The sequence below is a fragment of the Pseudomonas entomophila genome (assembly GCF_013523165.1).
Classification (GTDB): Bacteria; Pseudomonadota; Gammaproteobacteria; order Pseudomonadales; family Pseudomonadaceae; genus Aquipseudomonas; species Aquipseudomonas entomophila_A.
Window position 1 is genome coordinate 12,644 of record NZ_JAAMQI010000030.1, and the last position, 23,901, is coordinate 36,544.

The following is a 23,901-nucleotide window of genomic DNA, read 5'->3' on the forward strand; positions in this document are numbered from 1 at the left end:
CGATGTCACTGTTCAAACAATTGCTGTTGGCCATCTGCCTGTTCCTGGTCGTCGCGTTCAGCGGCAGCTTCATGGTCAGCCTGGAAAGCTCGCGCAGTCAGTACGTCAACCAGTTGCGCTCCCACGCGCAGGACGCGGCCACCGCACTGGCGTTGTCGCTGACACCGAACATCGATGACCCGGCGATGGTGGAGTTGATGGTCAGCTCGATCTTCGACAGTGGCTACTACGCCAGCATCAAGGTCGTGGACCTGGGCACCGGTGCGGTGCTGGTCGAGCGCCACGCCGAACCCGACACCAACGGTGTGCCACGCTGGTTCATCCGTCTGATCGGCCTGGAGGCCGCCGGCGGCGACGCCATCGTCAGCCGCGGCTGGCAACAGGCTGCACGGGTCGAGGTGATCAGCCACCCGATGTTCGCGTTGTCCAAGCTCTGGCAAAGCGCCCTGGGCAGCCTGGGCTGGCTGCTGTTGTGCGGCGCCATCAGCGCCGTGCTCGGCGCCTTGCTGCTGCGTCGGCAACTTCGGCCGCTGGACTACATGGTGGCGCAGTCGCATGCCATCGCGCGGCGCGAATTCCTCAGCCTGCCCGACTTGCCCAGCACACCGGAATTGCGCCGGGTGGTTCAGGCGATGAACCAGATGGTCGAAAAGCTCAAGGCGCTGTTCCAGGAGCAGGCCGAGCGTAGCGAGCGGCTCAGGGTCGAGTCCTACCAGGACAGCCTCACGGGCCTGGCCAACCGGCGCTACTTCGAGATGCAGCTGGCGGCGCGGGTCAGCAACCTCGAGGACGCACGACAAGGTTACCTGTTGCTCCTGAGGGTACAGGACCTGACCGGGCTCAATGCGCGCCTGGGCGGGCAGCGTACCGACCAGTTGCTGCAGGCCATTGGGCAGCAGCTCCAGCGCACCTGTGCGCGCTTCCCTGAAACCAACAACCTGATCACCCGCAGCCGCGGTGGTGAGTTTGCGGTGCTGGCGCCCGGCATGGTGCATGAAGAGGCGATCCAGTTGGCCCAGGCACTCGAAGTCACGCTCCAGAGCCTGCACGAGACCGGTGCCAGCGACGTGACGCCCGTAGCCTGCATCGGCATGGCACCGTACACCCCGGGCGATGCGCCGCCGGCGCTGCTCAAGCTGGCCGACGAAGCCTTGGCCATGGCCGAGAGCAAGGCCGATCCGGGCTGGGTCTGCCTGGAGCAGGGCGTCGCTGCCCAGGCTGCCGACAGCCACCACGACTGGCACACGCGGCTGGATCAGGCGCTGTCCAACGGGCAGTTCGAGCTGTTCTTCCAGCCGGTGGTCGACAGCCATGACCTGACGCGCACCCTGCATTACAAGGTGATCTCGCGGTTACAGGATGAGCAGGGCCAGGCGGTGGCTGCCGGGCGCTTCCTGCCCTGGCTCGAGCGTTTCGGCTGGTCGGCGCGGCTCGACCGGCTGATGCTGGAAAAGGTGCTCAAGCACCTGCAGACCCACGAGCAGTCGCTGGCACTGAACCTGTCGGCCGCCACCCTGACCGATGCCAAGGCCTTGCAGCAGGTCTATGACCTGCTCGGGCAGCATCGCGCCCTGGGGCCGCGGCTGACGTTCGAGATCGGCGAAGAGCAACTCCCGGACCACGCCAGCCTGGCGCAACTGACGCGCCGCTTGCGCGACCTGGGCTTCAGCCTGGCCTTGCAGCGGTTCGGCGGCCGCTTCAGCATGATCGGCAACCTGGCCCACCTGGGCCTGGCCTACCTGAAGATCGACGGCGGCTACATTCGCAACATCGACCAGGAGCAGCACAAGCGGCTGTTCATCGAGGCCATCCAGCGCGCCGCGCACAGCATCGACCTGCCGCTCATCGCCGAGCGCGTGGAGACCGAGGGCGAGCTGAAGGTGTTGCAGGAAATGGGCGTGCAGGGCGTGCAGGGGCAGCGGGTCGCCGTCCCTGCCCCGTGGGCCTGAGGCAACGGCTCCACGCCTGCCCTGCGGGCATCACGGCGCCGTGCGGGCCGCGGGTGTGGGCGCATGCCAGCCACCGCCCAGCGCCAGGAAGACATTGATCTGCCCAAGCGCCACCTGGGCATCGGCGCCGGCCAATTGCCCACGCATGGTGGTGTAGGTCCGGGTCGCCTGCAGGTCCTCCAGGAAGGACGCACGTCCGGCCTGATAGAACTGGTGGGTCTGGTCCGCCGCCTGCTTCGCCGAACGCTCGGCTTCGGCCAGCGCCTCTCGGCGGTCGAGCAGGGCGCTGTACTGGGCGAGCCGGGTCTGGGTTTCACGGATGGCGTTGAGCACGACGCCGTCGAAACGCGCCAGTGCCGCCTGGGTCGAGGCCTCGGCTTCGCGGATGCGCGCCCGGGTGCCGTTGGTGGGTAGGGTCCAGTTGACCAGCGGGCCGAACCCCCAGCGATTGGTGGCCGGCTCGCCCAGGTTGTCGAGGGTGCCGATGGTGCCGACCTGGGCGCCGATGCTGATGTTCGGGTACAGCGCACCGGTCGCCACGCCGATGCTGGCGGTGGCAGCCGCCAGCTGGCGCTCGGCCTGACGGACGTCAGGGCGGCGCTTGAGCAAGGCGGCGCCATCCCCGACGGGCACCAACTGCGTGAGTCGAGGCAGCTCGGCGCAGTCTGCGGTGCCTGCGGGCAGCTGCTCGACCGGCGTGGCCAGCAGCGCCGACAGGGTGAACAGCCCCGCTTCACGCTCGGCCTGAAAGCGCGGCAGTTCGGCACGCAACGACTTGAACTGGGTCTGGGTGCGCGTCACTTGCGTTTCGTCACCACGCCCGGCGTCGCGCAAGCGCTGCGTCAGCTGTACCCCTTGTTCCTGCAAGGCCAGTGATTCACGGGCGATGTGATACTCCTCGTTGGCCGAGCAGACCTGGGTGTAGGCCTTGACCACATCCGCCACCACCGTAATGCGCGCCGTGTCGGCCGCAGCCTGCGCGGCATCGGCATTGGCCTGGGCTGCTTCGGTGCCGCGTTTGAAGGTGCCCCACAGGTCGAACTGGTACGACGCGCTGAGTATGGCCTCGCCGATGTTGGCCACCGGCACCTTTTCAGGCAGCAAGAAGGCCTCGCCAGACTCCTGCAAGCGTTGCGCCGCCGCTTTGCCGCTGCCACTGAAACCGCCCTGGGCTTCGGCCACCTCGACTTGCGCCCGCGCCCGGGCGATGTTCGCCGTGGCCACGCGCAGGTCGCTGTTGGCTGCCAGCGCCTGACGCACCAGTGCATCGAGGCGCGGGTCCTGGTACAGCCGCCACCAGTTCTCCGGCACCGGCGCCGAGACCACGCTGTCGGCGTCCTGGCGCAGAGGGCCATTCAGGTCGCCCCGCTGCACGGCCGCGCCTTTGGGCACCGCATAGTCGGGGCCGACCGTCGTGCAGGCGCTCAGGCCCAGCAGGCAGCCCAGCCACAGCGCGCGCTTCATCGGGCATGCTCCTCGATGATCGACACCGTGGCGGTCCGCCCGGCGATCATGCGGAAGTCTGCAGGCACTTCGTCGAACGCGATGCGCACGGGAATGCGCTGCGCCAGCCGCACCCAGCTGAACGCCGGGTTGACGTTCGGCAGCAGGTTGGAGCCGCTGCTGCGGTCACGGTCCTCGATCCCTGCGGCCATGCTCTGCACATGGCCACGCAGGCGGGTGTCGTCGCCCATTACCCGGATGTCCACGGCATCACCGACATGGATGGCACCGAGCTTGGTCTCCTCGAAGTAGCCGTCGACGTGGTACGACGCGCTGTCGACCACCGACAGCACGGCGCGCCCAGCGGTGACGAACTCGTGGGCGCGTGGCGCTCGGTCATTGAGGTAACCGTCCACGGGGCTGCGAATCACCGAGCGGTCCAGGTTCAGTTGCGCCGTGTCGACCGCCACCTGGGCCTCGTTGACCGCCGAGCGGGCACGGGCCTCGCGTGACTGGCTTTCTTCCAGCTGCTCGGCAGCCACCAGGTTGCCGAGCGTGCGGTTGCGCCGGGTTTCGCGAGCCGCCTGGGCCAGGGTTTCCTGACGCTCGGCAAGCGTGGCGCGGGCCTGGCGCAGCGCCAGGCCGAAGCGGTCCTGGTCGATGGTGAACAGCACGTCGCCGCGCGCGATCATCTGGTTGTCGCGCACCTCGACCGTCTGGATCAGGCCCGACACGTCAGGCGCGATCTGGATCACATCAGCGCGAATGTGCCCATCGCGCGTCCAGGGCGCGAACAGGTAATAGACGACCATCTGCCAGACGAGCACGGCCGCGAAGGCCACCACCAGCAAGGTCAGGACCACACGGCCCAGGGTCAGCAAAGGTTTTTTCATGGCAGCATCAGGTTTCGGCAAAAGTGGTCCACCGTACCGAGCAGCACGGCGTAGAGAGCGACGTTGAACAGCGCCCGGTGCCAGACCAGGCGGTAGAAGCCCAGGCGTACCAGCACCGCATGCACGCCCAGAAACAACAGGTACGTGGCGATCATCATCACCAGAAGCGTGGGCAGGAAGACCCCGCTGATATCGACATCACCGATCACAGGGGCGCTCCGTCGATGCCATGTGGCAGTGGCGAAGGCGGGTCGACGGGCGTCAAGGCCACGTTGGGTACCGGCAGCAGCGCCAGGCGCAGGCCGCTGAGTGCGTGCAACAGATGGACCCTGGCATCGGCTCGCTCGTTCAGGGAAGGTTCGGCCAGGGCAAGGCGCGCCTGGTCCATGGTGTGCAGCAGGGTGTCGGATGCCTCCAGCCGCTCGCCCGCGTGCAGACAGGCCGCATAATGAGCGCCGACTTCTTCGACCACGGTGCCCAGCCAGCCCTGTGCGGTCGTATCGACCCGGGGCAGGTAGGCCAGGATGTCCAGCAGGTTCAACCCGACCCGCAGGTCGCGCAGTGCGCCGCCGCCGTCCTGGCCCGTCTGTGCCAGACGCGGCAGGTGCTGCATCAGCCGGTCGAGCATCTGCACGCCGACCTTGCGCTGTTCGGCCAGCGTCGCCGGGTGGGTCATCTCGACGATGTCGCGCCAGCTGAACCTCGTCATGCGCTTGGCGGCCAGCTCGACCCCGAAGGGGCGGAACACCAGTGTCCAGATGAACGCGAACAGCAGGCCCAGCGGCCCGGCCAGGTTGACGTTGATGAAGGTCAGGAAGTCGGCATCGTAGACACCCTGGATGCTGATGAAGTTGGCGGTGTTGACGATCGTCAGCAAGGTGCCCAGGTAGAAGCGCGGTTGCACGGTCAATGTGCCGACGCAGATGAACGGCACGGCGAAGGCCAGCACCAGCATCGGGAAGTCGTGCAGGTTCGGCAGCACCAGGAACAGGTAGATGCTGGAGAAGACCACCGACAGCATCGTCCAGAAGAAGAACCGGTAGATCTGCGGGGCCGGGTCGTCCATGGCGGCGAAGAAGCTGCAGGCGACGGCCGCGAGAATCACTGCGCTGCTGCCGTCCTTCCAGCCCAGCAGGATCCACAGCCCGCTGGCGACGATGATCGCCAGCACGGTGGAGGCCACCGAATAGAGCATCAGGCCGCGGTCGAAGAACGGTGTCAGGCGCCCCAGCCGCCAGTGACGGTACACCGCCCGCCAGGGCGAAGCATCGTCCTGGCGCAGTGCGTGCTGGAGCGTGCAGCAGTCCTGCCACAAGTCCACCCATTCGGACAGCCGATAGAGGGCATTGGAAAACAGCAGGGTCGAGCGCTGATTCAGGTGCCCAGGCTCGGGCTGCAGCCGATCGATGTGCTCGCGCAGCAGGCTCCAGCGCGCCAGCGAGGGCTGTTCGAGGGTCGAGGCGAGCCAGTCCCGGGCTTCTTCCAGCAGCGGTTGAAGCCGGGCCTGCTCGGCCGGGGCACGCTTGGCCAGTGCCATCAGGGCATCGTCCAGTGCATCCAGCACCGGCAACAGGTGGATCATCCGCCCACGCAGCTCACGGGCGTTCTTCAGGGTATGCGGCCCGGCGCCCTCGTGCCCCAGCTGGCCGATCATCAACTCCAGGCTGTTGAACGTGGCCACCATCGACGTACGCATCGCGCCGACGTTCTCCGAGCAGACCTGGCGTGTCAGGTAAGCCTCGCTGTAGCGCACCGCCTCGTTGAACCAGTTGCCCGTGGCGGCGACCACCACGGGGGCGAGGCGCCGGGGCCAGAAGATCGCACCGACGATGGCCGCACAGACGATGCCCAGGCAGATTTCCTGAGCTCGCGAGGACGCCACGTCGAAGACGGCCGAAGGATTGTCCACCACGGCGAGGGCGATCATCGGCAGGGTGTAGCCAGCCAGCATCAGCACGTAGTTGTTGGCCGTGCGCAGGTTGAGCGAGAGAAACAGCAGCGTGCCGGTCCACAGGGCGATGGCGACGCTCAGCAGCTCGGGCGACTGCACCAGCGGCGGTACCAGCAGGACGGCCCCGGCTGCGCCGAGCAGCGTGCCCAGGGCGCGATACAGCGCCTTGGAGCTGGTCGGCCCGACGAAAGGGCTGGAAACGATGTAGACCGTCGCCATGGCCCAGTAGGGTCGTGGCAATTGCATGAGCAGGGCGATGTACAGGGCAATCATCGAGGCCGCGAAGGTGCGCACACCATAGAACCAGTCGCGCGCTGGCGGCACGGAGCTGAAAAAGCCGTTCGTGTTCATAGGGGGGAGCCCAGCCCTTGATGGCCAACGTTCTCGAAGGCACGCATCACCCGCAACGTCGCCTCCAGGTCGGCGGGATCGATGCCATGAAGCACCTCGCGCCGCAGGCGCACCAGTTCGGTTTCGATCGAGTTGGCCAAGGTCCGCCCCTTCTCGGTCAGGCTCAGCGCCTTGGCGCGACGGTCATTCGGGGCTTCGCTGCGACACACCAGGCCGGCCTTGCACAGCTGGTCGAGCAGGCGGACCAGCGAAGGGCTTTCAAGGCCCGCCGCCTGGGCGACCGCGACCTGGTGGACGCCGTCACCCAGGCGCACGATCATCAGCAACGGGACCGCGCACGCTTCGGACACCCCGTAGGCGGTCAAGGCGCCCTGGCAGATCCGGCGCCAGTGACGTGCGGAAACGACGAGGCTGCTGCTGACTTTCAAGCGCAGTGCATCGAGTGACATCGAAGAAATATCCGTAGATTCATAGTTTGCTAACTATCAATATACTGCCATTCCACCCTTCGACGCCAACGGTTGTCGACGAGTCGCGGCGGCAGGTGTGAATGGGGGGCGAGTGCAGGCGGCGCTCAGCAGCGCACCTGATCCTTGAGCTTCATGCCCAGGGCCAGGTGGCTGCCCAAGCCAATGGCATGGTCACGCCAATGCCGATAGGGCGTTTCATGGCCGTGCGCGAAGTACACCGCCAAGGCCTCCGCTGCCTGTACGACGCCCCCGGCGGCTGCCAGTTCCAACCAGTACAGCCCCGCCCTGACATCGGGTTCGACCTGCACCCCGTACAACGTCGAGGCGGCGTCGATGGCCATCCTTGCTGGAAAAGGTCGCCAAGCGCCGCTGCGGCTTGAACCAGGCCGCGTTCGAAGGCGTTCTCGTAGCACCGTGCAGCTTCTGCATGACACCTGGTCACGCCTTGGCCGACATGATGCTGTCGAGCCAGGTTGAACCAGGCCGTGGCGTCCCCTTGCAGGCCCGCCATGCGCAACAGCCGCCGCGCCAGGTGTGGATCGCCTCGCCAGTAAGTGCCGTTGAGCCAGATCCATCCCAGGTCGGTCAGCACGGTGACGCTCCCGGCCAGCGCCTGTGCACGCAGTTCGGTATAGACCGCCTGCATGTCCACGGTCTCCTCCAGGCAGGCGATCAGCGTGAAACTGTCGCCTAGCGCCGTGCGGCGGCTCAGCAGACCGAGGCTGGCGAAACCTGGACGTTGCCGTGCAGGGGAGAGCGACACGATCCGCCTGGGAAGCAGGTATTCCAGCAGTGAATGAGGGGGGCTGACGGCCGACATGTTCATCCTCGTTGAACGGCTTGCGGTTTCCTGCCACCACGGCGTGAGCGGTGATTCTGCGCAGCCCAGCGACAAAAAGTGTCGCGGTCGAGCGGGCAGGGCGGATTCAAACGGGCATATCTTGATCTGAGCCACCTGTGGCTAATTGCCAGGCGCTACTGCGGTCGCCATGCTAGTCGGCGCAAGTTCTTACAAGGACGTTACCTTTTGCCCTCTGCCACCACCCGTGCCACCCTCAGTCGACAGTGGGCGCTGTTGCGTCAGTTGCCCAACCGTTCACCGGGGGTGACCAGCGCAGAGTTGGTCTGGCGTCTGAGCGATGCCGGTTTCGATGTCAGCAAACGTACGGTCGAGCGTGACCTCAACGAGCTGTCGCTGATTTTCGCGCTCGAGCGCAACGACAAGAGCATCCCCTTCGGCTGGTACTGGTCGATCAATGCCGGGGTCGAGCTGCGCGGCAGTTTCGACCTGCAGGATTACGTGCGCAGCGGCGCGTTCCAGCCGCCGCAGAAGGACGGCATGCACTTGCAGGCCTGGATCAGCGATGCGCTGGCGCACCAATTGCGCGAGATGCCCCTGGCCGCCGACATGCAACTGACAGCCCTGGGCGAGGGGCACCGGTTGTGGGCCACGGTCAGCGATGGCCTGACCTTGCGCGGCTGGCTGCTGAGCCAGGGCGACGGGCTGATCGTCGAGCGTCCGCTGGCGCTGCGCGACGAGATCGCACGGATTCTGCGCAGCGCAGCGTCACGGTACCCTCAGGAAAGTTAGCGCTGCATGCCCCAGCGCCGCACCGTCAGTCGCTCGAGCGTGGTGAAGACCAGGCTTTCGACCAGCAGACCGATCAGGATCACCACCGCCAGACCCGCGAAGACCTTGTCGGTATAGAGCTCGTTGCGATTCTGGAAGATGTACCAGCCCAGGCCACCCTTGCCACTGCTGGCGCCAAACACCAGCTCTGCCGCGATCAGCGTGCGCCAGGCGAACGCCCAGCCGATCTTCAGCCCCGACAGGATCGAGGGCACCGCCGCTGGCACCAGGACATGCAGGACCAGGCGCAGACCACGCAGGCCATAGTTGCGCCCGGCCATGCGCAGGGTGTCCGAGACCCCCAGAAAGCCTGAATAGGTATTGAGTGCCAAGGCCCACAATACCGAGTGCACCAGGACGAAGATCAGGCTGCCCTCGCCCAGCCCGAACCACAGCAGGGCCAATGGCAGGAGGGCGATGGCCGGCAAGGGGTTGAACATCGAGGTCAAGGTCCCGAGCAGGTCACGTCCCAGACGCGTGGAGACTGCCAGGCTGGTCAGACCGAAGGCCAGCACGATGCCCACCAGGTAGCCTTTGAGCAGGGTCGCCAGTGAAACGCTGACCTTGGCAGGCAACTCGCCGCTGAGCAGGCCTTGCCACAAGGCCGCGCTGGTCTGCAGAAAGCTCGGTAGCAACAGGTCGTTGCCCTGGTAGCGGGCGACCGCCTCCCACAGAACGGCCAGCAGTGACAGGATGACGGCCTTGCGCAGCGCGCCGTATTGCCAGAGCCGTTGTCCGAGCGTCAGGCGAGGCGCCAGGGAAAGGTCGGTCAATGGCGTGAGGTGGACGTCGTATTCCTGCCTGACAGGGTTAAAGGTCATGTGGATCTCCAGTCAGTAGGCGAGGCGGACATCGTTGAAGTCGAGCGCGGTGTCCCGAGGCGGCGTTTCCGTTTCGTCGAACAACAGACGGTGAATGCGTCGAGCGCTGGCCTGGAAGTCCGTGCCACCCAGGCTGCCAAGGTCGTACTGATGACTGTGGACTTCGGCGCGCACTCGCCCAGGATGGGGCGAGAGCAACAGGATGCGATTGCCTACCACCAGGGCCTCTTCGATGGAGTGTGTGACGAACAGCAGGGTGAACCGCACTTCTTCCCACAGCTTGAGCAGTTCTTCCTGCATCTTGCGTCGAGTGAGGGCATCCAGCGCGGCGAACGGTTCGTCCATGAGCAGGATCTTCGGCTGCGTGGCCAGGGCACGGGCAATGGCGACACGTGCCTTCATGCCACCCGACAACGTGTGCGGGTAAGCGTCGACGAACGCCGTCAGGCCGACCTTGTCCAGGTAGTGCAGGGCACGCTCCTGCGCCTCGGCGCGCTTGAGTGCGCCGGTCACCAGCAGCGGGAACATCACGTTCTGCTTGACCGTCTGCCAGGGCGCAAGCTGGTCGAACTCCTGGAACACCACGATCCGGTCCGGGCCGGGGCCTCTGACCGGTTCGCCATCGAGCAGGATCCGCCCTTCGCTGGGTGTGACGAAGCCGGCCACTGCCTTGAGCAGGGTGGATTTGCCGCACCCTGAGGGGCCGAGCAGCACGAAGCGATCGGCACGGTCGACCTCGAAACTGACCTGATGGGTGGCACGCACCACCCGTTGCCCCGTACGGTAGTCGAGGCTCAGCTGGTCCACCTGCAACCAAGCGGCGGCGTCGGCAGGGCTCAGGTGGCTGGTCACGTGCTCTGGCACTCGGGCGGTCATGGTCCTCAACTCCCCTGCAACGGACGTTCGTCCTGGAAGAAGTAGTCTTTCCAGGAGGCCGGCTTGTGCTTGATGGCGCCGACCCGATAGAGGAACTCGGCCAGTGGGTAGGTATTCTTCGGCGTCACCGTGAATTCGTAGCGAGGGTTGTCGATCAACTGGATCAGCGTGTCACGGTCGATCTTGGCCTGGGTGACGCGGATATAGGTATCGGCCGCGGCGGCCTTGTCGTGTTGGGCGAAATCCGCGGCTTCGGCCAAGGCATCGACGAACGCCTTGTAGGTCTTGGGGTTCTCGTGACGGAATTTCTCGGTGGCGAACAGCAGCGTCGGCGAGTTCGGGCCGAGCAGGTCGTAGCTGTCGAGCACGACATGCACAGCCGGGTTGGCCAGCGCCTGGTCCTGGAACGGCGGGTTGGAAAAGTGCCCGTTCAGTTCGGTCCCACCGGCCAACAGGGCCGCCGTCGCGTCCGGGTGCGGGACGGCGAGCGTGTAGGGGTCCAGACGGGCATAGGCCTTGTCGCCCCATTGCTTGGCTGCCGCGTACTGCAGGAAGCGCGACTGGACCGATACCCCTACGGCAGGCACCGCGATACGGTCCTTGTCGGACAGGTCGGCGATGGTCTTGACGTCGGGGTTGCTGCTGACGAGGTAATACGGGAAGTTGCCCAGCGAAGCCACGGCCTTGACGTTCTGGCGTCCGTAGGTGCGGTCCCAGATGGTCAGCAAGGGGCCCACGCCGGCCCCGGCGATGTCCACGGAGCCGGACAGCAGGGCATCGTTGACCGCCGCACCGCCGGACAATTGCGCCCAGTCGACGTCGATGTCGAGGCCCTGCGCCTTGCCGTGCTTTTCGATCAGGTGCTGGTCGCGCACCACGTTGAGCAACAGATAGACGATCCCGAATTGCTCAGCGATTCGGATCGTGCCTTCGGCCTGTGCCACGTTCGGCACCATCAGGCTGCTGGCGACCAGGCTGGCGACCAGGCCAACGCGCGCCGTCAGGCGAGTGAGGGGTGTACGCATGATGTCACTCCGCAGAGGTCAGAAAGGGGCATCGCCCTGGATGGTGGTGCGAAACAGCGTGCGCGGCAGCTTGGGAGGGCAGCCGGCCGCCAGGTGGATCAGGGAGCGGTTGTCCCAGAACACCAGGTCGTGGGGCTGCCACTGGTGCCGGTAGAGGTGTGCCTCGCGCACGCTCAGGGCATACAGCTGCTGCAGGATGTCCCGGCTTTCGTCATCGGGCAGGCCCACGATCCGCGTGGTGAACCCTTCGCTGACGAACAGGGCTTGGCGACCGGTTTCAGGGTGCATGCGCACGATGGGGTGGGTCACTTCCCGAACCTGTGCCAGTTGCTCGGCGGTCAAGGTCGGGCGCCAGTTGCCCTCGAACTTGGTCTCGGCGTAGCGCGCCGTGTAGGAGTGGGCGGCATGGCGCCCCTCGATGACCCGGCGCACTGCCTCGGGAACGGCCTCCAATGCCTGATGCATGTCGGCGAACACGGTATCGCCGCCTTCGCTGGGAAGCGTCTGGGCATGCAGCATCGAGCCCAGGCTGGGCAGGGCCTTGTAGGACAGGTCGGAATGCCAGAACTTGCCCGCATCGCCCAGGCCGATGTTCCGCCCGTTCTCGACGACGTTGGAGACGATCAGGATCTCGGGATGCCCTGCGAGCAGGAACTGGTCGAGCACATGGATCTGCAACTCACCGAAGCGCCGGCTGAAGTCGATGTGCTGTTGCGGCGTGATGACCTGCTGGCGGAAAACCAGCACATGATGGTCCAGGTGAGCACGATGAATACGTGCGAAGTCCTGGGCATCGAGGGGTTTGGCCAGGTCGAGGCCGATGATTTCAGCGCCAACGGTGCTGGCGAAAGGGCGGATCTCGAAAGACTGCGGTAGTGCCTTGTCGTGAGACGACAAGGCACTCAGGACGGCTGACATAATTCACTCCCACGCAATGCGCATGCAGGCGACGCGCAACGAACGAAAACGCACGGGATGTCCCGTGTGGCTCAAGTCGGCGGCGCGCTGATTGGTCAGCGAGTACGCAGTGAATTGAATATATGGGAATAAAAAATAGAATTTAAATATCTTTTGGAAATATCTATAGACCGCTTGATCGACGCCACCATCACAACGTCACCCTTGGTCCTGGATGGCCGGGGGTCTCGTGCGCGTGCGAACGCTGCACGACAGAACCTGGCCCCCGTGCAACGGAGGCCTGGTTTCAGCAGCAGGCCGGCGCCCTGGGCACTGGGGCAACCGGACCTGCCGAGCGTCACCGCTCCCGGAGCGCCTCGGCGCGCGCCTTGATGAGCGGCTTGAGCAGGTAGCTCATGATGGTCTTCTTGCCTGTCAGGATATCCACCGACGCCACCATCCCAGGGATGATCAGCAACGGCTTGTCATCGGTCCCCAGGTGACTGCGATCGGTACGCAACCTGACCAGGTAGTAGGTGGTCTTCTTGTCTTCGTCAGTGATGGTATCGGCGCTGATCTGCTCCAGCTTGGCCTTCAGCCCACCATAGATGGTGAAGTCGTACGCCGTGAACTTCACGGTCGCTTCCTGCCCTGGGTGCAGGAAGGCGATGTCCTTGGGCAGGATCTTCGCCTCGATCACCAGCGTGTCGTCCAAGGGCACGATCTCGATGATGTCGCTGCCTGGCTGGATCACGCCGCCGATGGTATTGATCAGCAGCTGCTTGACGATGCCCCGTACTGGCGAGGTGACCAGCGTACGGCTGACCCGGTCGTCCAGCGCCTTGCTGGTGGCGGTTGCCTTGTTCAGTTCGGTGCGCGCTTCGTTGAGCTGGGTGAGTGCCTCGCTGCGGAACTTGCCGCGCGTTTCCTCGACCTTGCTCTTGACCTCGCGCACCGCGGCCTCGGCCCGCGGGATGGCCAGGCCGGTCGCGTCCATTTCGCCACGGGTTTCCACCTCGGCGCGGCGCAGGCGCAGGATTTCCACCTGAGAGATCGCGCCCTTGGCCACCAGGGGCTCGGACATGGCGATCTCCTGGCGCAGCAGCTGGAGGCTGTTGGCATATTGAGCGCGCTTGGAGGTGTATTCGCGCAGTTCCTGCTGGCGCTGCACCAGTTGCTCTTCAAGGCCGCCGATCTCGTCGCGCAACTGCTGGCGACGGCTGTTGTACAGCGATTCCTCGCTGGCAGCCTGGCTTGGCGCAGCCTTGCGCAGCTCCTCGTCGATCTTCAGGGGGGCATCTTCGACCTCCGCGCTCAGGCGTTGCACGCGCAGGGCCATGGCCAGGCGATCGGCCTCGGTTTCGCCCACGTTGGAGGCAAAGCGCGTTTCATCCAGGCGCAGCAGGGGCTGGCCGATCTCGACCACTTCCCCTTCCTTGGCATAAATCTCGGCGACGATGCCGCCCTCGAGGTTCTGGATCTTCTGCACCTTCGAAGACGGCACGGCCTTGCCTTCGCCGCGGGTCACTTCGTCGATGGGCGCAAAACACGCCCAGACGACCAGGAACAGGAAGAAGGCGATGATGCCCCAGATGGTCATGCGAACAACCCGCGGCGCGTCCTCGATCAGCGACTTGCTGACCTCGGGCAACGGCTGGCCACTGAGCGAATCCGAGCCTTTGAAGTAGCGCCGCAGATTGTCCTTGATTTGCCCTACGTCGAGCTTACGCGACACTGATCTGCCCCTTCTTCAGCGCTTCCATGACGGCGGCTTTCGGGCCGTCTGCGACGATCTGTCCACGGTCGATGACGATCAGCCGGTCCACCAGCGACAGCAACGAGGCCCGGTGAGTGACCAGCAGGACGGTCTTGTTCTCGATGACGGCCTGCAGGCGTTGCTTGAGACGCTCTTCGCCCGTGTTGTCCATGGCACTGGTCGGCTCATCGAGCAGCAGGATCTGCGGGTTGAGCAGCAGGGCACGCGCCAGGGCCACGTTCTGGCGCTGGCCGCCGGACAGGTTCTGACCACGCTCGCCGACTTGCAGCTCGTAGCCATCGGGGTGCAACCGCGCGAATTCATGAACGCCCGAAAGCTCTGCGGCCTGCAGGATCAGCTCGTCTTCGATGTAGCGTGCGCCGCTGACCAGGTTGTCACGCAGGGTGCCGGCCAGCAGCTGGATGTCCTGAGGGACATAACCGAGGTTGTGACGCAGTTCGCTGACGTCGATCTGCCGGATGTCGACACCGTCGACCAGCAAGGATCCAGCATTGGCCTCGTACAGGCCGACGATCAACTTGGCCAGCGAGCTCTTGCCCGAGCCGCTGCGTCCGATGATCCCGACCTTTTCACCCGGCCGGATGTTCAGGTTGATGCCCTTGAGCGCCATGTTCTGCTGGTTGGGGTAGGTGAAGTCGACCCCGCGGAACTCGATGGCGCCCTGCAGGACCTGACGGCTGAGCGGCCGCTCCTCGAAGTTGCGCTCCTGGGGCAGGCTCATCATCTGGTCGGTGGAACTCATGGTGACCTTGGCCTGCTGGTAACGCGCAAGCAGCCCGTTGAGCTGGCTCAGGGGGCCCAGGGCGCGGCCACTGAGCATGTAGCTGGCCACCAGGCCGCCCATGGTCAGGTTGCCGTCGATGATCATGTATACACCGACGCAGATCATCGCCACGCCTGCCAGTTGCTGAATCAGCAGGGTGATGTTCATCGCCAGGCCCGAGAGGATCTTGACCCGCAGCTCCAGGCGGCTGAGCGTGCCCAGGGTCTGCTCCCACATGTACTGGCGTTCGCTCTCGGCATTGTTGACCTTGACCGCATCCAGCCCGGCGAGCGTCTCGATCAGGCTCGACTGGCGTTCGGACGCCAGCGCCATGGTGCGTTCCATGGTCGCCAGCAAAGGCTTCTGCAATGCATAACCGATGCCCAGCGCCAGCGGGAAGGCGATGATGGGAATCCAGACCAGGTGCCCGCCGATGATGGCGATCACCATGAGGATCAACAGGGTGAAGGGCAGGTCGATGAGGCTGGTCAAAGTCAGCGAAGCCAGGAAATCGCGCAGTCCCTGGAACTCGTGGATGTTCTGCGCGAAGCTGCCGACCCTGGCCGGTCGGTATTTCATCGACATGCCGACGATGCGTTCGAACAAGGTGGCGGAAATGATCAGGTCGGTCTTCTTGCCGGCCAGGTCCAGGCACAGGCTTCGCAGGCCCTTGAGGATCAGGTCGAAGATGTAGGCACCGAAGATACCGAGTGCCAGCACCCACAGCGTCGAGGTGGCCTGGTTCGGGACGACGCGGTCATAGACGTTCATCACGAACAGGGGCGCGGCCAGTGCGATGATGTTGATCACCAGGCTGGCGGCGATGGCGTCCATGTACAGCCACTTGCTGCGCAGCAGGGTGTCGCGGAACCAGGAGCGCGTGCGTGGGATCAGGTTGCCGTGATTCACGTCGAACTTGTGCTGAGGCTGGGCGAAGAACACCTTGCCGCTGTAGTCGGCCTGCAGCTTCTCGCGGCTGACGTGCACTTCGCCACCGTCGCTTTCACTGAGCAGCAAACGTGCGGTACCGGCGTCCTGCCAGCCCAGCAGTACGGCGCAACGGCCTTCCTTCATCAGCAGCATGACCGGCATGGCGATGTCGGGAATCTGCTCGAGCTTTCGCTGGAGCAGCCTACCCTGCAGGCCTGCGCGTGCGGCTGCGCGCGGCAGCAGCTCGGGCGTCATGCGCTGCGAGGGCAATGGCAGGCCCGTCGTCAGCATGGCGCGACTGGCTGGCTTCTGATGCAGGACACACAGGTTCAGCAGGCTATCCAGCAAAGGATCGTCATGCTGACTGCGGGGATCGTGGCTGAGTTGGACTCGACTGACTTCGGATTCCACGCGGCGCTCTCTTCAAACCTTGCTGAAAATGGGGGCGATGTCTGATCTGTACCAGGCCAGATCGCCGATTCGTATCGTGATGGGCAACGGCTGTTCCGTCAGGGGAATAGCCAAAGGCCATAGTCGCCCTGAACGAGGGCGGAGTAAACACTTCCAAGGCGGTGCTATACCAGACGGCAGCCTGCCATGAAGGTTTCGCAAAATTCTGGCCAGGTTGGACCATTTCCAATGGTGCGACGGTTTTTGAAGCGGCATTGGCCGCTCGCGACACATCGAAAACAACCGTAGGTCAACAAATTGACAATTTATTTGAACTTACGAAGCTTTTTGAGACTTCGTCAAAATAATATCCAATACTTTCATTCGCTTGTCGGATCGCGTCTTCACCCTGACAAGTTAGCAAGCACAGACAAGTGTATCGGACTTCTTCCTTTTTCTTTGTCTCCGCCCTCGATTTTCATTCAGATCCGTCGCCTGGGGAACCTTTCATCGGGTAGGGCGGGTCACAAGGCCGGCCCAGCAGAATTGGGCAAGCTTTATGCTTGTGGCGGCTAGCCAGACCGCTCTGCGTCAAGGCTGTGGCGGTTGTTCCCAGGTCGTGACGAGCCTAGGTATTTCCGAGGGTTGGCGTTACCTGAAGTGTGCGTTCAGACCACTCTTAGCGGTGTCTGATGCATGACTTCCTTGCCGTCCATCAAAGGCATGTGCATGAACAGAAATATCAATGTGACATTATTTTGCCGATTGTTTAGGATTGGCAAATTAGGTCAATAGTTTGGCTAAGGTGGTCATAGTTTTAGGCTGTAGACAATAGTTTGACGCCAAAACATTGTCCACTTTCGCAGCAATTTCCATCGAGCAACCGTCTCGTACGATCGGTGTGCATGGAAGCCTACCGAATCGGTACCCGGAGAGTCCTTAATGAGCAGTGTCGTTGCCATCGTCAAAAGCGTTGTCGGTCAAGTGGTCGCCGTATCCCCTGAGGGCATCCGGCGCGTCCTGGTGGAAGGTGATCGCTTGTTCGCAGGCGAGCAGGTCCTGACGGGGCCCGGTGGCGCCATTACGCTCGAATTGGCCGACGGACGGATGCTGGACTTGGGACGTGACTCCCAGTGGAGTGCCGACACGCCTGACAGCAGCACGGATCTCTCCGCTGCCACGGCGCAGGCGGCCCCTTCGGTCGAGGAATTGCAGCAAGCCATCGCAGCCGGCGCTGACCCGACCATCGACCTCGAGGCCCCGGCAGCCGGCCCGACAGCTGCAGGCGGTGGTGAGGCCGGTGGTGGGCATACCTTCGTGGTGCTCGAGGAAACCGGCGGCGTGGTCGACCCGACCGTAGGCTTCCCTACCGGCCCAATCGGTAATGAATTCGGTCAGCCCACGCCACCGGTCGGCGGCGTCGCTGCGACGAACGCGACGACGACCGCAGTGGGCGGTGGCTCGACCACCGTCGGGCTGAGTGCGACCCCTTCGATCAGCGAAGCGGGCGGCGTCATCGTCTATACCGCCACCGTTGGCCAGGCGCCAACCTCCGACCTGACCGTCACGCTGTCCAATGGCGCGGTGATCGTGATCGCTGCCGGGCAGACGGCAGGCACCGTGAATGTCGACGTGGCGGCCAACGATACGGTCTACATCGACCCACGCGACATCTCCGCCACGATCACCGGGACCACTGGTGGTGGCCTGACCGTCACGGCGGACCAGACCCCTGCCGTGACGCAGGTGGTCGATACCATCGACACCACGACCATTACCCTGACGGCCACGCCAAGCGTGTCCGAAGGGGGCGCGATCACGTATACCGCCTCGCTCAACAATCCTGCGCAGACGCCGGTTTCCGTCACGCTGTCCAACGGGCAGACGTTGACCATCGCGGCAGGTGCCAGCAGCGCCAGCGTCGATTTCCAGACAGGCAATGACGTCTATGCAGGCACCACCACGGTAAGCACCACGATCACGGCTGCTTCCGGCGGCAACTTCGAAGATCTGGCCATCAACCCGACTGCAGCGCAGACGGTGATCAACGATGCGATCGATACGACGACCTTGACCCTGACCGCCACGCCGACCGTGGCCGAAGGCGGTCAGATCGTCTACACCGCGACGCTGACCAACGCTGCACAGACGCCGATGAGCGTGACCTTGAGCAATGGCTCGGTCATCACCATTGCAGCGGGCCAGACCGCCGGCAGCATCACGGTGGCAGCACCTGGCGACGACCCGTACATCGATGCCGGTTCGGTCAATGCCACCATCACGGCCACGACCGGTGGCAACTTCGAGAACCTGGCGGTCAATGGCACGCCTGCGGTGACTGCGGTTACCGACACCATCGACACCAGTACCGTAACGCTGACTGCGACTCCATCGGTTACCGAAGGCGGCGTCATTACCTACACCGCCAGCGTCACCGCGCCAGTCACCGGTTCGGCGCTGGTCGTGACCCTGGCCAACGGCCAGACCATCACCATCCCGGTCGGTCAGTCGTCCGGTACCGTCGATGCGACCGCGCCAGACAACATCTACGCCACCAATCCGCCTGTGACCAACGGCATCACTGGGGTAAGCGGCGGCAACTACGAGAACCTGGTCACGTCGGGTACGCCAAACACCATCGTCACCGATGGCCCTGGTACCAGCAGCACCACGACCGTGGCGTTGGTTGCCACGCCGACCGTGGCTGAGGGCGGTCAGATCGTCTACACCGCGACCTTGACCAACGCTGCGCAGACGCCGGTGACCGTGACCCTAAGCAACGGCTCGGTGATCACTATTGCCGCAGGTCAGACCGCCGGCAGCGTCACTGTCGCAGCGCCTGGTGATGATCCCTACATCGATGCCGGTTCGGTCAATGCGACCATTACCAATGCTACCGGTGGCAACTTCGAGAACCTGGCGGTCAATGGCACGCCTGCGGTGACTGCGGTTACCGACACCATCGACACCAGTACCGTAACGCTGACTGCGACTCCATCGGTTACCGAAGGCGGCGTCATTACCTACACCGCCAGCGTCACCGCGCCAGTCACCGGTTCGGCGCTGGTCGTGACCCTGGCCAACGGCCAGACCATCACCATCCCGGTCGGTCAGTCGTCCGGTACCGTCGATGCGACCGCGCCAGACAACATCTATGCCACCAATCCGCCTGTGACCAACAGCATCACCGGGGTAAGCGGCGGCAACTACGAGAACCTGGCCACCGCCGGCACGCCGAGCACTACCGTGACCGATGGCCCGGGCACCAGCACCACGACGACCGTGGCGTTGACTGCCACGCCGACCGTGGCTGAGGGCGGTCAGATCGTCTACACCGCGACCCTGACCAATGCTGCGCAGACGCCGGTGACGGTCACCTTGAGCAATGGCTCGGTCATCACCATCGCTGCAGGCCAGACTTCCGGTTCGGTGAATGTCGCTGCGCCTGGTGACGACCCGTACATCGACGCGGGTTCGGTCAACGCAACCATTACCAATGCCACCGGTGGCAACTTCGAAAACCTGGCGGTCAACGGTACCCCGGCGGTGACTGCTGTTACGGACACCATCGACACCAGCACTGTTACGCTGACGGCAACTCCGTCGGTCACCGAAGGTGGTGTGATTACCTACACCGCCAGCGTCACCGCTCCGGTTACCGAGACCCCGCTGGTCGTAACGCTGGCCAACGGCCAGACCATCACGATCCCGGTCGGTCAGTCGTCCGGTACCGTCGATGCGACCGCGCCAGACAACATCTACGCCATCAATCCGCCTGTGACCAACAGCATCACCGGGGTAAGCGGCGGCAACTACGAGAACCTGGCCACCGCCGGCACGCCGAGCACCACCGTGACCGATGGTCCAGGTACCAGCACCACTACGACCGTGGCCCTGAGTGCGACGCCGACCGTGGCCGAAGGTGGTCAGATCGTTTACACCGCCACACTGACCAATGCTGCGCAAACGCCGGTTACCGTGACCTTGAGCAATGGCTCGGTCATCACTATCGCCGCAGGCCAGACTTCCGGCTCGGTGAACGTCGCTGCGCCTGGTGACGACCCGTACATCGACGCGGGTTCGGTCAACGCAACCATCACCGGTGCTACCGGCGGCAACTTCGAGAACCTGGCAATCAACGGCACCCCAGCAGTCACTGCCGTCACTGATACCATCGATACGTCGACAGTCACGCTGACGGCTACGCCTTCGGTTACCGAGGGCGGCGTAATCACCTACACCGCCAGCGTCACCGCCCCGGTTACCGAGGCCCCGCTGGTCGTAACTCTGGCCAACGGCCAGACCATCACGATTCCGGTAGGTGCCAGCACGGGCTCGGTGAACTTCACCGCCCCAGACAACGTATATGCCACCAACCCGCCTGTGACCAACAGCATCACGGCTACCAGTGGCGGTAACTACGAAAACCTGGCCACCGCCGGCACGCCGAGCACCACCGTGACCGATGGTCCAGGCACCAGCACCACCACGACCGTGGCACTGACTGCTACGCCGACCGTGGCCGAGGGTGGCCAGATCGTCTACACCGCGACCCTGACCAACGCTGCGCAGACGCCGGTGACGGTCACCTTGAGCAACGGCTCGGTGATTACCGTCGCAGCAGGCCAGACCGTAGGCAGCATCACGGTTGCAGCTCCAGGCGATGATCCGTACATCGATGCCGGTTCGGTCAGCACGACTATTACTGGCGTCACTGGTGGCAACTTCGAGAACCTGGCAGTCAACGGCACGCCAGCAATCACCGCTGTCACTGACACGATCGATACGTCGACAGTCACGCTGACGGCTACGCCTTCGGTTACCGAAGGCGGCGTCATCACCTACACCGCCAGCGTCACTGCCCCGGTTACCGAGGCCCCGCTGGTCGTAACTCTGGCCAACGGCCAGAGCATCACGATCCCGGTAGGCTCGAGCTCGGGTTCGGTGAACTTCACCGCTCCGGACAACGTGTACGCCACTAACCCGCCTGTGACCAACAGCATCACTAACGTTAGCGGTGGCAATTACGAGAATCTGGTCACGTCGGGTACGCCGAGCACTACCGTGACCGATGGCCCAGGCACTAGCACCACGACGACCGTGGCACTGACTGCCACGCCGACCGTGGCCGAAGGCGGTCAGATCGTCTACACCGCGACCCTGACCAACGCTGCGCAGACGCCAGTGACAGTCACCTTGAGCAATGGCTCGGTGATCACCATCGCTGCAGGCCAGACTTCCGGCTCGGTGAACGTCGCTGCGCCTGGTGACGACCCGTACATCGACGCGGGCTCGGTCAACGCAACTATCACCAATGCTACCGGCGGCAACTTCGAAAACCTGGCGGTCAACGGTACCCCGGCGGTGACTGCTGTTACCGACACCATCGACACCAGCACCGTTACGCTGACGGCAACTCCGTCGGTCACCGAAGGTGGTGTGATTACTTACACCGCCAGCGTCACCGCCCCAGTTACCGAGACCCCGCTGGTTGTGACCCTGGCCAACGGCCAGACCATCACGATTCCAGTCGGCTCGAGCTCGGGCTCGGTGAACTTCACCGCCCCGGATAACGTGTACGCCACCAATCCGCCTGTGACCAACAGCATCACGGCCACCAGCGGCGGTAACTACGAGAATCTGGTGACTGCCGGCGCGCCGAGCACCACCGTCACCGATGGCCCTGGTACCAGCACCACCACGACCGTGGCCCTGAGCGCGACGCCGACCGTGGCTGAAGGTGGCCAGATCGTCTACACCGCGACCCTGACCAACGCTGCGCAGACGCCGGTGACGGTCACCTTGAGCAACGGCTCGGTGATTACCGTCGCAGCAGGCCAGACCGTAGGCAGCATCACGGTTGCAGCTCCAGGCGATGATCCGTACATCGATGCCGGTTCGGTCAGCACGACTATTACTGGCGCCACTGGTGGCAACTTCGAGAACCTGGCAGTCAATGGCACGCCGGCAATCACCGCTGTCACTGACACGATCGATACGTCGACGGTCACGCTGACGGCTACGCCTTCGGTTACCGAGGGCGGCGTCATCACCTACACCGCCAGCGTCACCGCCCCGGTTACCGAGGCCCCGCTGGTCGTAACTCTGGCCAACGGCCAGACCATCACGATTCCGGTAGGTGCCAGCACGGGCTCGGTGAACTTCACCGCCCCAGACAACGTATATGCCACCAACCCGCCTGTGACCAACAGCATCACGGCTACCAGTGGCGGTAACTACGAGAACCTGGCCACCGCCGGCACGCCGAGCACCACCGTGACCGATGGTCCAGGCACCAGCACCACCACGACCGTGGCACTGACTGCTACGCCGACCGTGGCCGAGGGTGGCCAGATCGTTTACACCGCGACCTTGACCAACGCTGCGCAGACGCCGGTCAGCGTGACCTTGAGCAACGGCTCGGTGATCACCATCGCGGCAGGCCAGACTTCCGGTTCGGTGAACGTCGCCGCACCTGGTGACGATCCGTACATCGACGCGGGTTCGGTCAACGCAACCATTACCAATGCCACCGGTGGCAATTTCGAGAACCTGGCGGTCAATGGCACGCCAGCAATCACCGCTGTCACTGACACGATCGATACGTCGACTGTAACCCTGACGGCAACTCCGGCGGTCACCGAAGGCGGCGTAATCACCTACACCGCCAGCGTGACTGCACCCGTTACAGAAGCGCCACTGGTTGTGACCCTGGCCAACGGCCAAACCATCACGATTCCAGTCGGTGCCAGCACGGGCTCGGTGAACTTCACCGCCCCGGATAACGTGTACGCCACCAATCCGCCTGTGACCAACAGCATCACGGCCACCAGCGGCGGTAACTACGAGAACCTGGCCACCGCCGGCACGCCGAGCACCACCGTGACCGATGGTCCAGGCACCAACGACACCACGACCGTTGCCCTGAGTGCGACGCCGACCGTGGCCGAAGGTGGTCAGATCGTCTACACCGCGACCTTGACCAACGCTGCGCAGACGCCGGTCAGCGTGACCTTGAGCAACGGCTCGGTCATCACCATCGCGGCAGGCCAGACTTCCGGCTCGGTGAACGTCGCTGCGCCTGGTGACGACCCGTACATCGACGCGGGTTCGGTCAACGCAACTATCACCGGTGCTACCGGCGGCAACTTCGAAAACCTGGCGGTCAACGGTACCCCAGCGGTGACTGCTGTTACCGACACCATCGATACGTCGACCGTTACCCTAACGGCAACTCCGTCGGTTGCCGAAGGCGGCGTAATCACCTACACCGCCAGCGTGACTGCACCCGTTACAGAAACGCCACTGGTTGTGACCCTGGCCAACGGCCAAACCATCACGATTCCAGTCGGTGCCAGCACGGGTTCGGTGAACTTCACCGCTCCGGATAACGTGTATGCCACCAATCCGCCTGTGACCAACAGCATCACGGCCACCAGCGGCGGTAACTACGAGAACCTGGTGACTGCCGGCGCGCCGAGCACCACCGTGACCGATGGTTCAGGCACCAGCACCACCACGACCGTGGCACTGACTGCTACGCCGACCGTGGCTGAGGGCGGGCAGATCGTCTACACCGCGACCCTGACCAATGCTGCGCAGACGCCAGTGACGGTCACCTTGAGCAACGGCTCGGTGATTACCGTCGCAGCAGGCCAGACCGTAGGCAGCATCACGGTTGCAGCTCCAGGCGACGATCCGTACATCGACGCAGGCTCGGTCAACGCAACCATTA

General features: G+C 64.1%; 14 protein-coding genes and 1 pseudogene. 3 read left to right on the plus strand and 12 right to left on the minus strand.

Features of this window, described 5'->3' with window-relative positions; all coding sequences use genetic code 11:
• Positions 1-2: 2 nt before the first annotated feature.
• On the plus strand, positions 3-1,949 hold the full coding sequence (gene lapD / locus G7Z99_RS18025) for a cyclic di-GMP receptor LapD (RefSeq protein WP_181096196.1): 1,947 nt from the start codon (positions 3-5) through the stop codon (positions 1,947-1,949).
• A 30-nt stretch (positions 1,950-1,979) separates the two neighbouring features.
• On the opposite strand, the gene G7Z99_RS18030 is transcribed toward lapD, so the two are convergent.
• The 6 genes and pseudogenes from G7Z99_RS18030 to G7Z99_RS18055 all read right to left on the minus strand — a co-directional run bounded on the left by G7Z99_RS18030 (position 1,980) and on the right by G7Z99_RS18055 (position 7,877).
• The gene (locus G7Z99_RS18030) at positions 1,980-3,413 is read right to left on the minus strand and encodes an efflux transporter outer membrane subunit (protein ID WP_181096198.1); all 1,434 of its coding nucleotides are present in this window, start codon (positions 3,411-3,413) and stop codon (positions 1,980-1,982) included.
• Positions 3,410-4,285: an efflux RND transporter periplasmic adaptor subunit gene (locus tag G7Z99_RS18035; RefSeq protein WP_181096200.1), complete on the minus strand. Its 876-nt coding sequence runs from the start codon at positions 4,283-4,285 to the stop codon at positions 3,410-3,412. The genes G7Z99_RS18030 and G7Z99_RS18035 overlap by 4 nt, the downstream gene beginning before the upstream one ends.
• Positions 4,282-4,494, minus strand: coding sequence for a DUF1656 domain-containing protein (locus G7Z99_RS18040; RefSeq protein WP_181096202.1), 213 nt, complete (start codon positions 4,492-4,494; stop codon positions 4,282-4,284). Before G7Z99_RS18040 ends, G7Z99_RS18035 begins: the two co-directional genes overlap by 4 nt.
• Positions 4,491-6,587 (minus strand): FUSC family protein, encoded by a 2,097-nt coding sequence (locus G7Z99_RS18045; protein WP_181096204.1) that lies wholly within the window; start codon positions 6,585-6,587, stop codon positions 4,491-4,493. Before G7Z99_RS18045 ends, G7Z99_RS18040 begins: the two co-directional genes overlap by 4 nt.
• The gene (locus tag G7Z99_RS18050; protein ID WP_181096206.1) at positions 6,584-7,036 is read right to left on the minus strand and encodes a MarR family winged helix-turn-helix transcriptional regulator; all 453 of its coding nucleotides are present in this window, start codon (positions 7,034-7,036) and stop codon (positions 6,584-6,586) included. Before G7Z99_RS18050 ends, G7Z99_RS18045 begins: the two co-directional genes overlap by 4 nt.
• A 125-nt stretch (positions 7,037-7,161) precedes the next feature.
• Positions 7,162-7,877, minus strand: a pseudogene (locus tag G7Z99_RS18055) (tetratricopeptide repeat protein).
• 207 nt (positions 7,878-8,084) lie between these two features.
• Here G7Z99_RS18055 and G7Z99_RS18060 point away from each other — a divergent pair.
• Positions 8,085-8,648, plus strand: coding sequence for a WYL domain-containing protein (locus G7Z99_RS18060; protein ID WP_181096208.1), 564 nt, complete (start codon positions 8,085-8,087; stop codon positions 8,646-8,648).
• On the opposite strand, the gene G7Z99_RS18065 is transcribed toward G7Z99_RS18060, so the two are convergent.
• From G7Z99_RS18065 to G7Z99_RS18090, 6 genes are all read right to left on the minus strand, one after another.
• Positions 8,645-9,508, minus strand: coding sequence for an ABC transporter permease (locus tag G7Z99_RS18065; RefSeq protein ID WP_181096210.1), 864 nt, complete (start codon positions 9,506-9,508; stop codon positions 8,645-8,647). The two genes, G7Z99_RS18060 and G7Z99_RS18065, sit on opposite strands and share 4 nt — an antisense overlap.
• A gap of 12 nt (positions 9,509-9,520) precedes the next feature.
• Positions 9,521-10,384 (minus strand): ABC transporter ATP-binding protein, encoded by an 864-nt coding sequence (locus G7Z99_RS18070; RefSeq protein ID WP_181096212.1) that lies wholly within the window; start codon positions 10,382-10,384, stop codon positions 9,521-9,523.
• A gap of 5 nt (positions 10,385-10,389) precedes the next feature.
• Entirely contained in the window at positions 10,390-11,409 is a 1,020-nt protein-coding gene (locus tag G7Z99_RS18075) for an ABC transporter substrate-binding protein (RefSeq protein ID WP_181096214.1), read from the minus strand.
• Positions 11,410-11,427: 18 nt separating this feature from the next.
• Positions 11,428-12,327 carry a TauD/TfdA dioxygenase family protein gene (locus G7Z99_RS18080; RefSeq protein ID WP_181096216.1) on the minus strand — a complete coding sequence of 300 codons (900 nt, stop codon included), beginning with the start codon at positions 12,325-12,327 and terminating at the stop codon, positions 11,428-11,430.
• Positions 12,328-12,664: 337 nt separating this feature from the next.
• Positions 12,665-14,041, minus strand: coding sequence for an HlyD family type I secretion periplasmic adaptor subunit (locus G7Z99_RS18085; protein WP_181096218.1), 1,377 nt, complete (start codon positions 14,039-14,041; stop codon positions 12,665-12,667).
• The gene (locus tag G7Z99_RS18090; protein ID WP_181096220.1) at positions 14,031-16,187 is read right to left on the minus strand and encodes a type I secretion system permease/ATPase; all 2,157 of its coding nucleotides are present in this window, start codon (positions 16,185-16,187) and stop codon (positions 14,031-14,033) included. Before G7Z99_RS18090 ends, G7Z99_RS18085 begins: the two co-directional genes overlap by 11 nt.
• Positions 16,188-17,108: 921 nt before the next feature.
• Here G7Z99_RS18090 and G7Z99_RS18095 point away from each other — a divergent pair.
• Positions 17,109-23,901 (plus strand): retention module-containing protein (locus tag G7Z99_RS18095; protein WP_181096222.1); only part of this gene is annotated, 6,793 nt, incomplete at its 3' end.

Excerpts from the sequence above, each read along its gene's own strand:
- G7Z99_RS18080 (WP_181096216.1), bottom strand. The coding sequence starts at position 12,327 with ATGTCAGCCGTCCTGAGTGCCTTGTCGTCTCACGACAAGGCACTACCG.
- G7Z99_RS18050 (WP_181096206.1), bottom strand. The coding sequence starts at position 7,036 with ATGTCACTCGATGCACTGCGCTTGAAAGTCAGCAGCAGCCTCGTCGTT.
- G7Z99_RS18030 (WP_181096198.1), bottom strand. The coding sequence starts at position 3,413 with ATGAAGCGCGCGCTGTGGCTGGGCTGCCTGCTGGGCCTGAGCGCCTGC.
- G7Z99_RS18075 (WP_181096214.1), bottom strand. The coding sequence starts at position 11,409 with ATGCGTACACCCCTCACTCGCCTGACGGCGCGCGTTGGCCTGGTCGCC.
- G7Z99_RS18045 (WP_181096204.1), bottom strand. The coding sequence starts at position 6,587 with ATGAACACGAACGGCTTTTTCAGCTCCGTGCCGCCAGCGCGCGACTGG.
- lapD (WP_181096196.1), top strand. The coding sequence starts at position 3 with ATGTCACTGTTCAAACAATTGCTGTTGGCCATCTGCCTGTTCCTGGTC.
- G7Z99_RS18070 (WP_181096212.1), bottom strand. The coding sequence starts at position 10,384 with ATGACCGCCCGAGTGCCAGAGCACGTGACCAGCCACCTGAGCCCTGCC.
- G7Z99_RS18035 (WP_181096200.1), bottom strand. The coding sequence starts at position 4,285 with ATGAAAAAACCTTTGCTGACCCTGGGCCGTGTGGTCCTGACCTTGCTG.
- G7Z99_RS18065 (WP_181096210.1), bottom strand. The coding sequence starts at position 9,508 with ATGACCTTTAACCCTGTCAGGCAGGAATACGACGTCCACCTCACGCCA.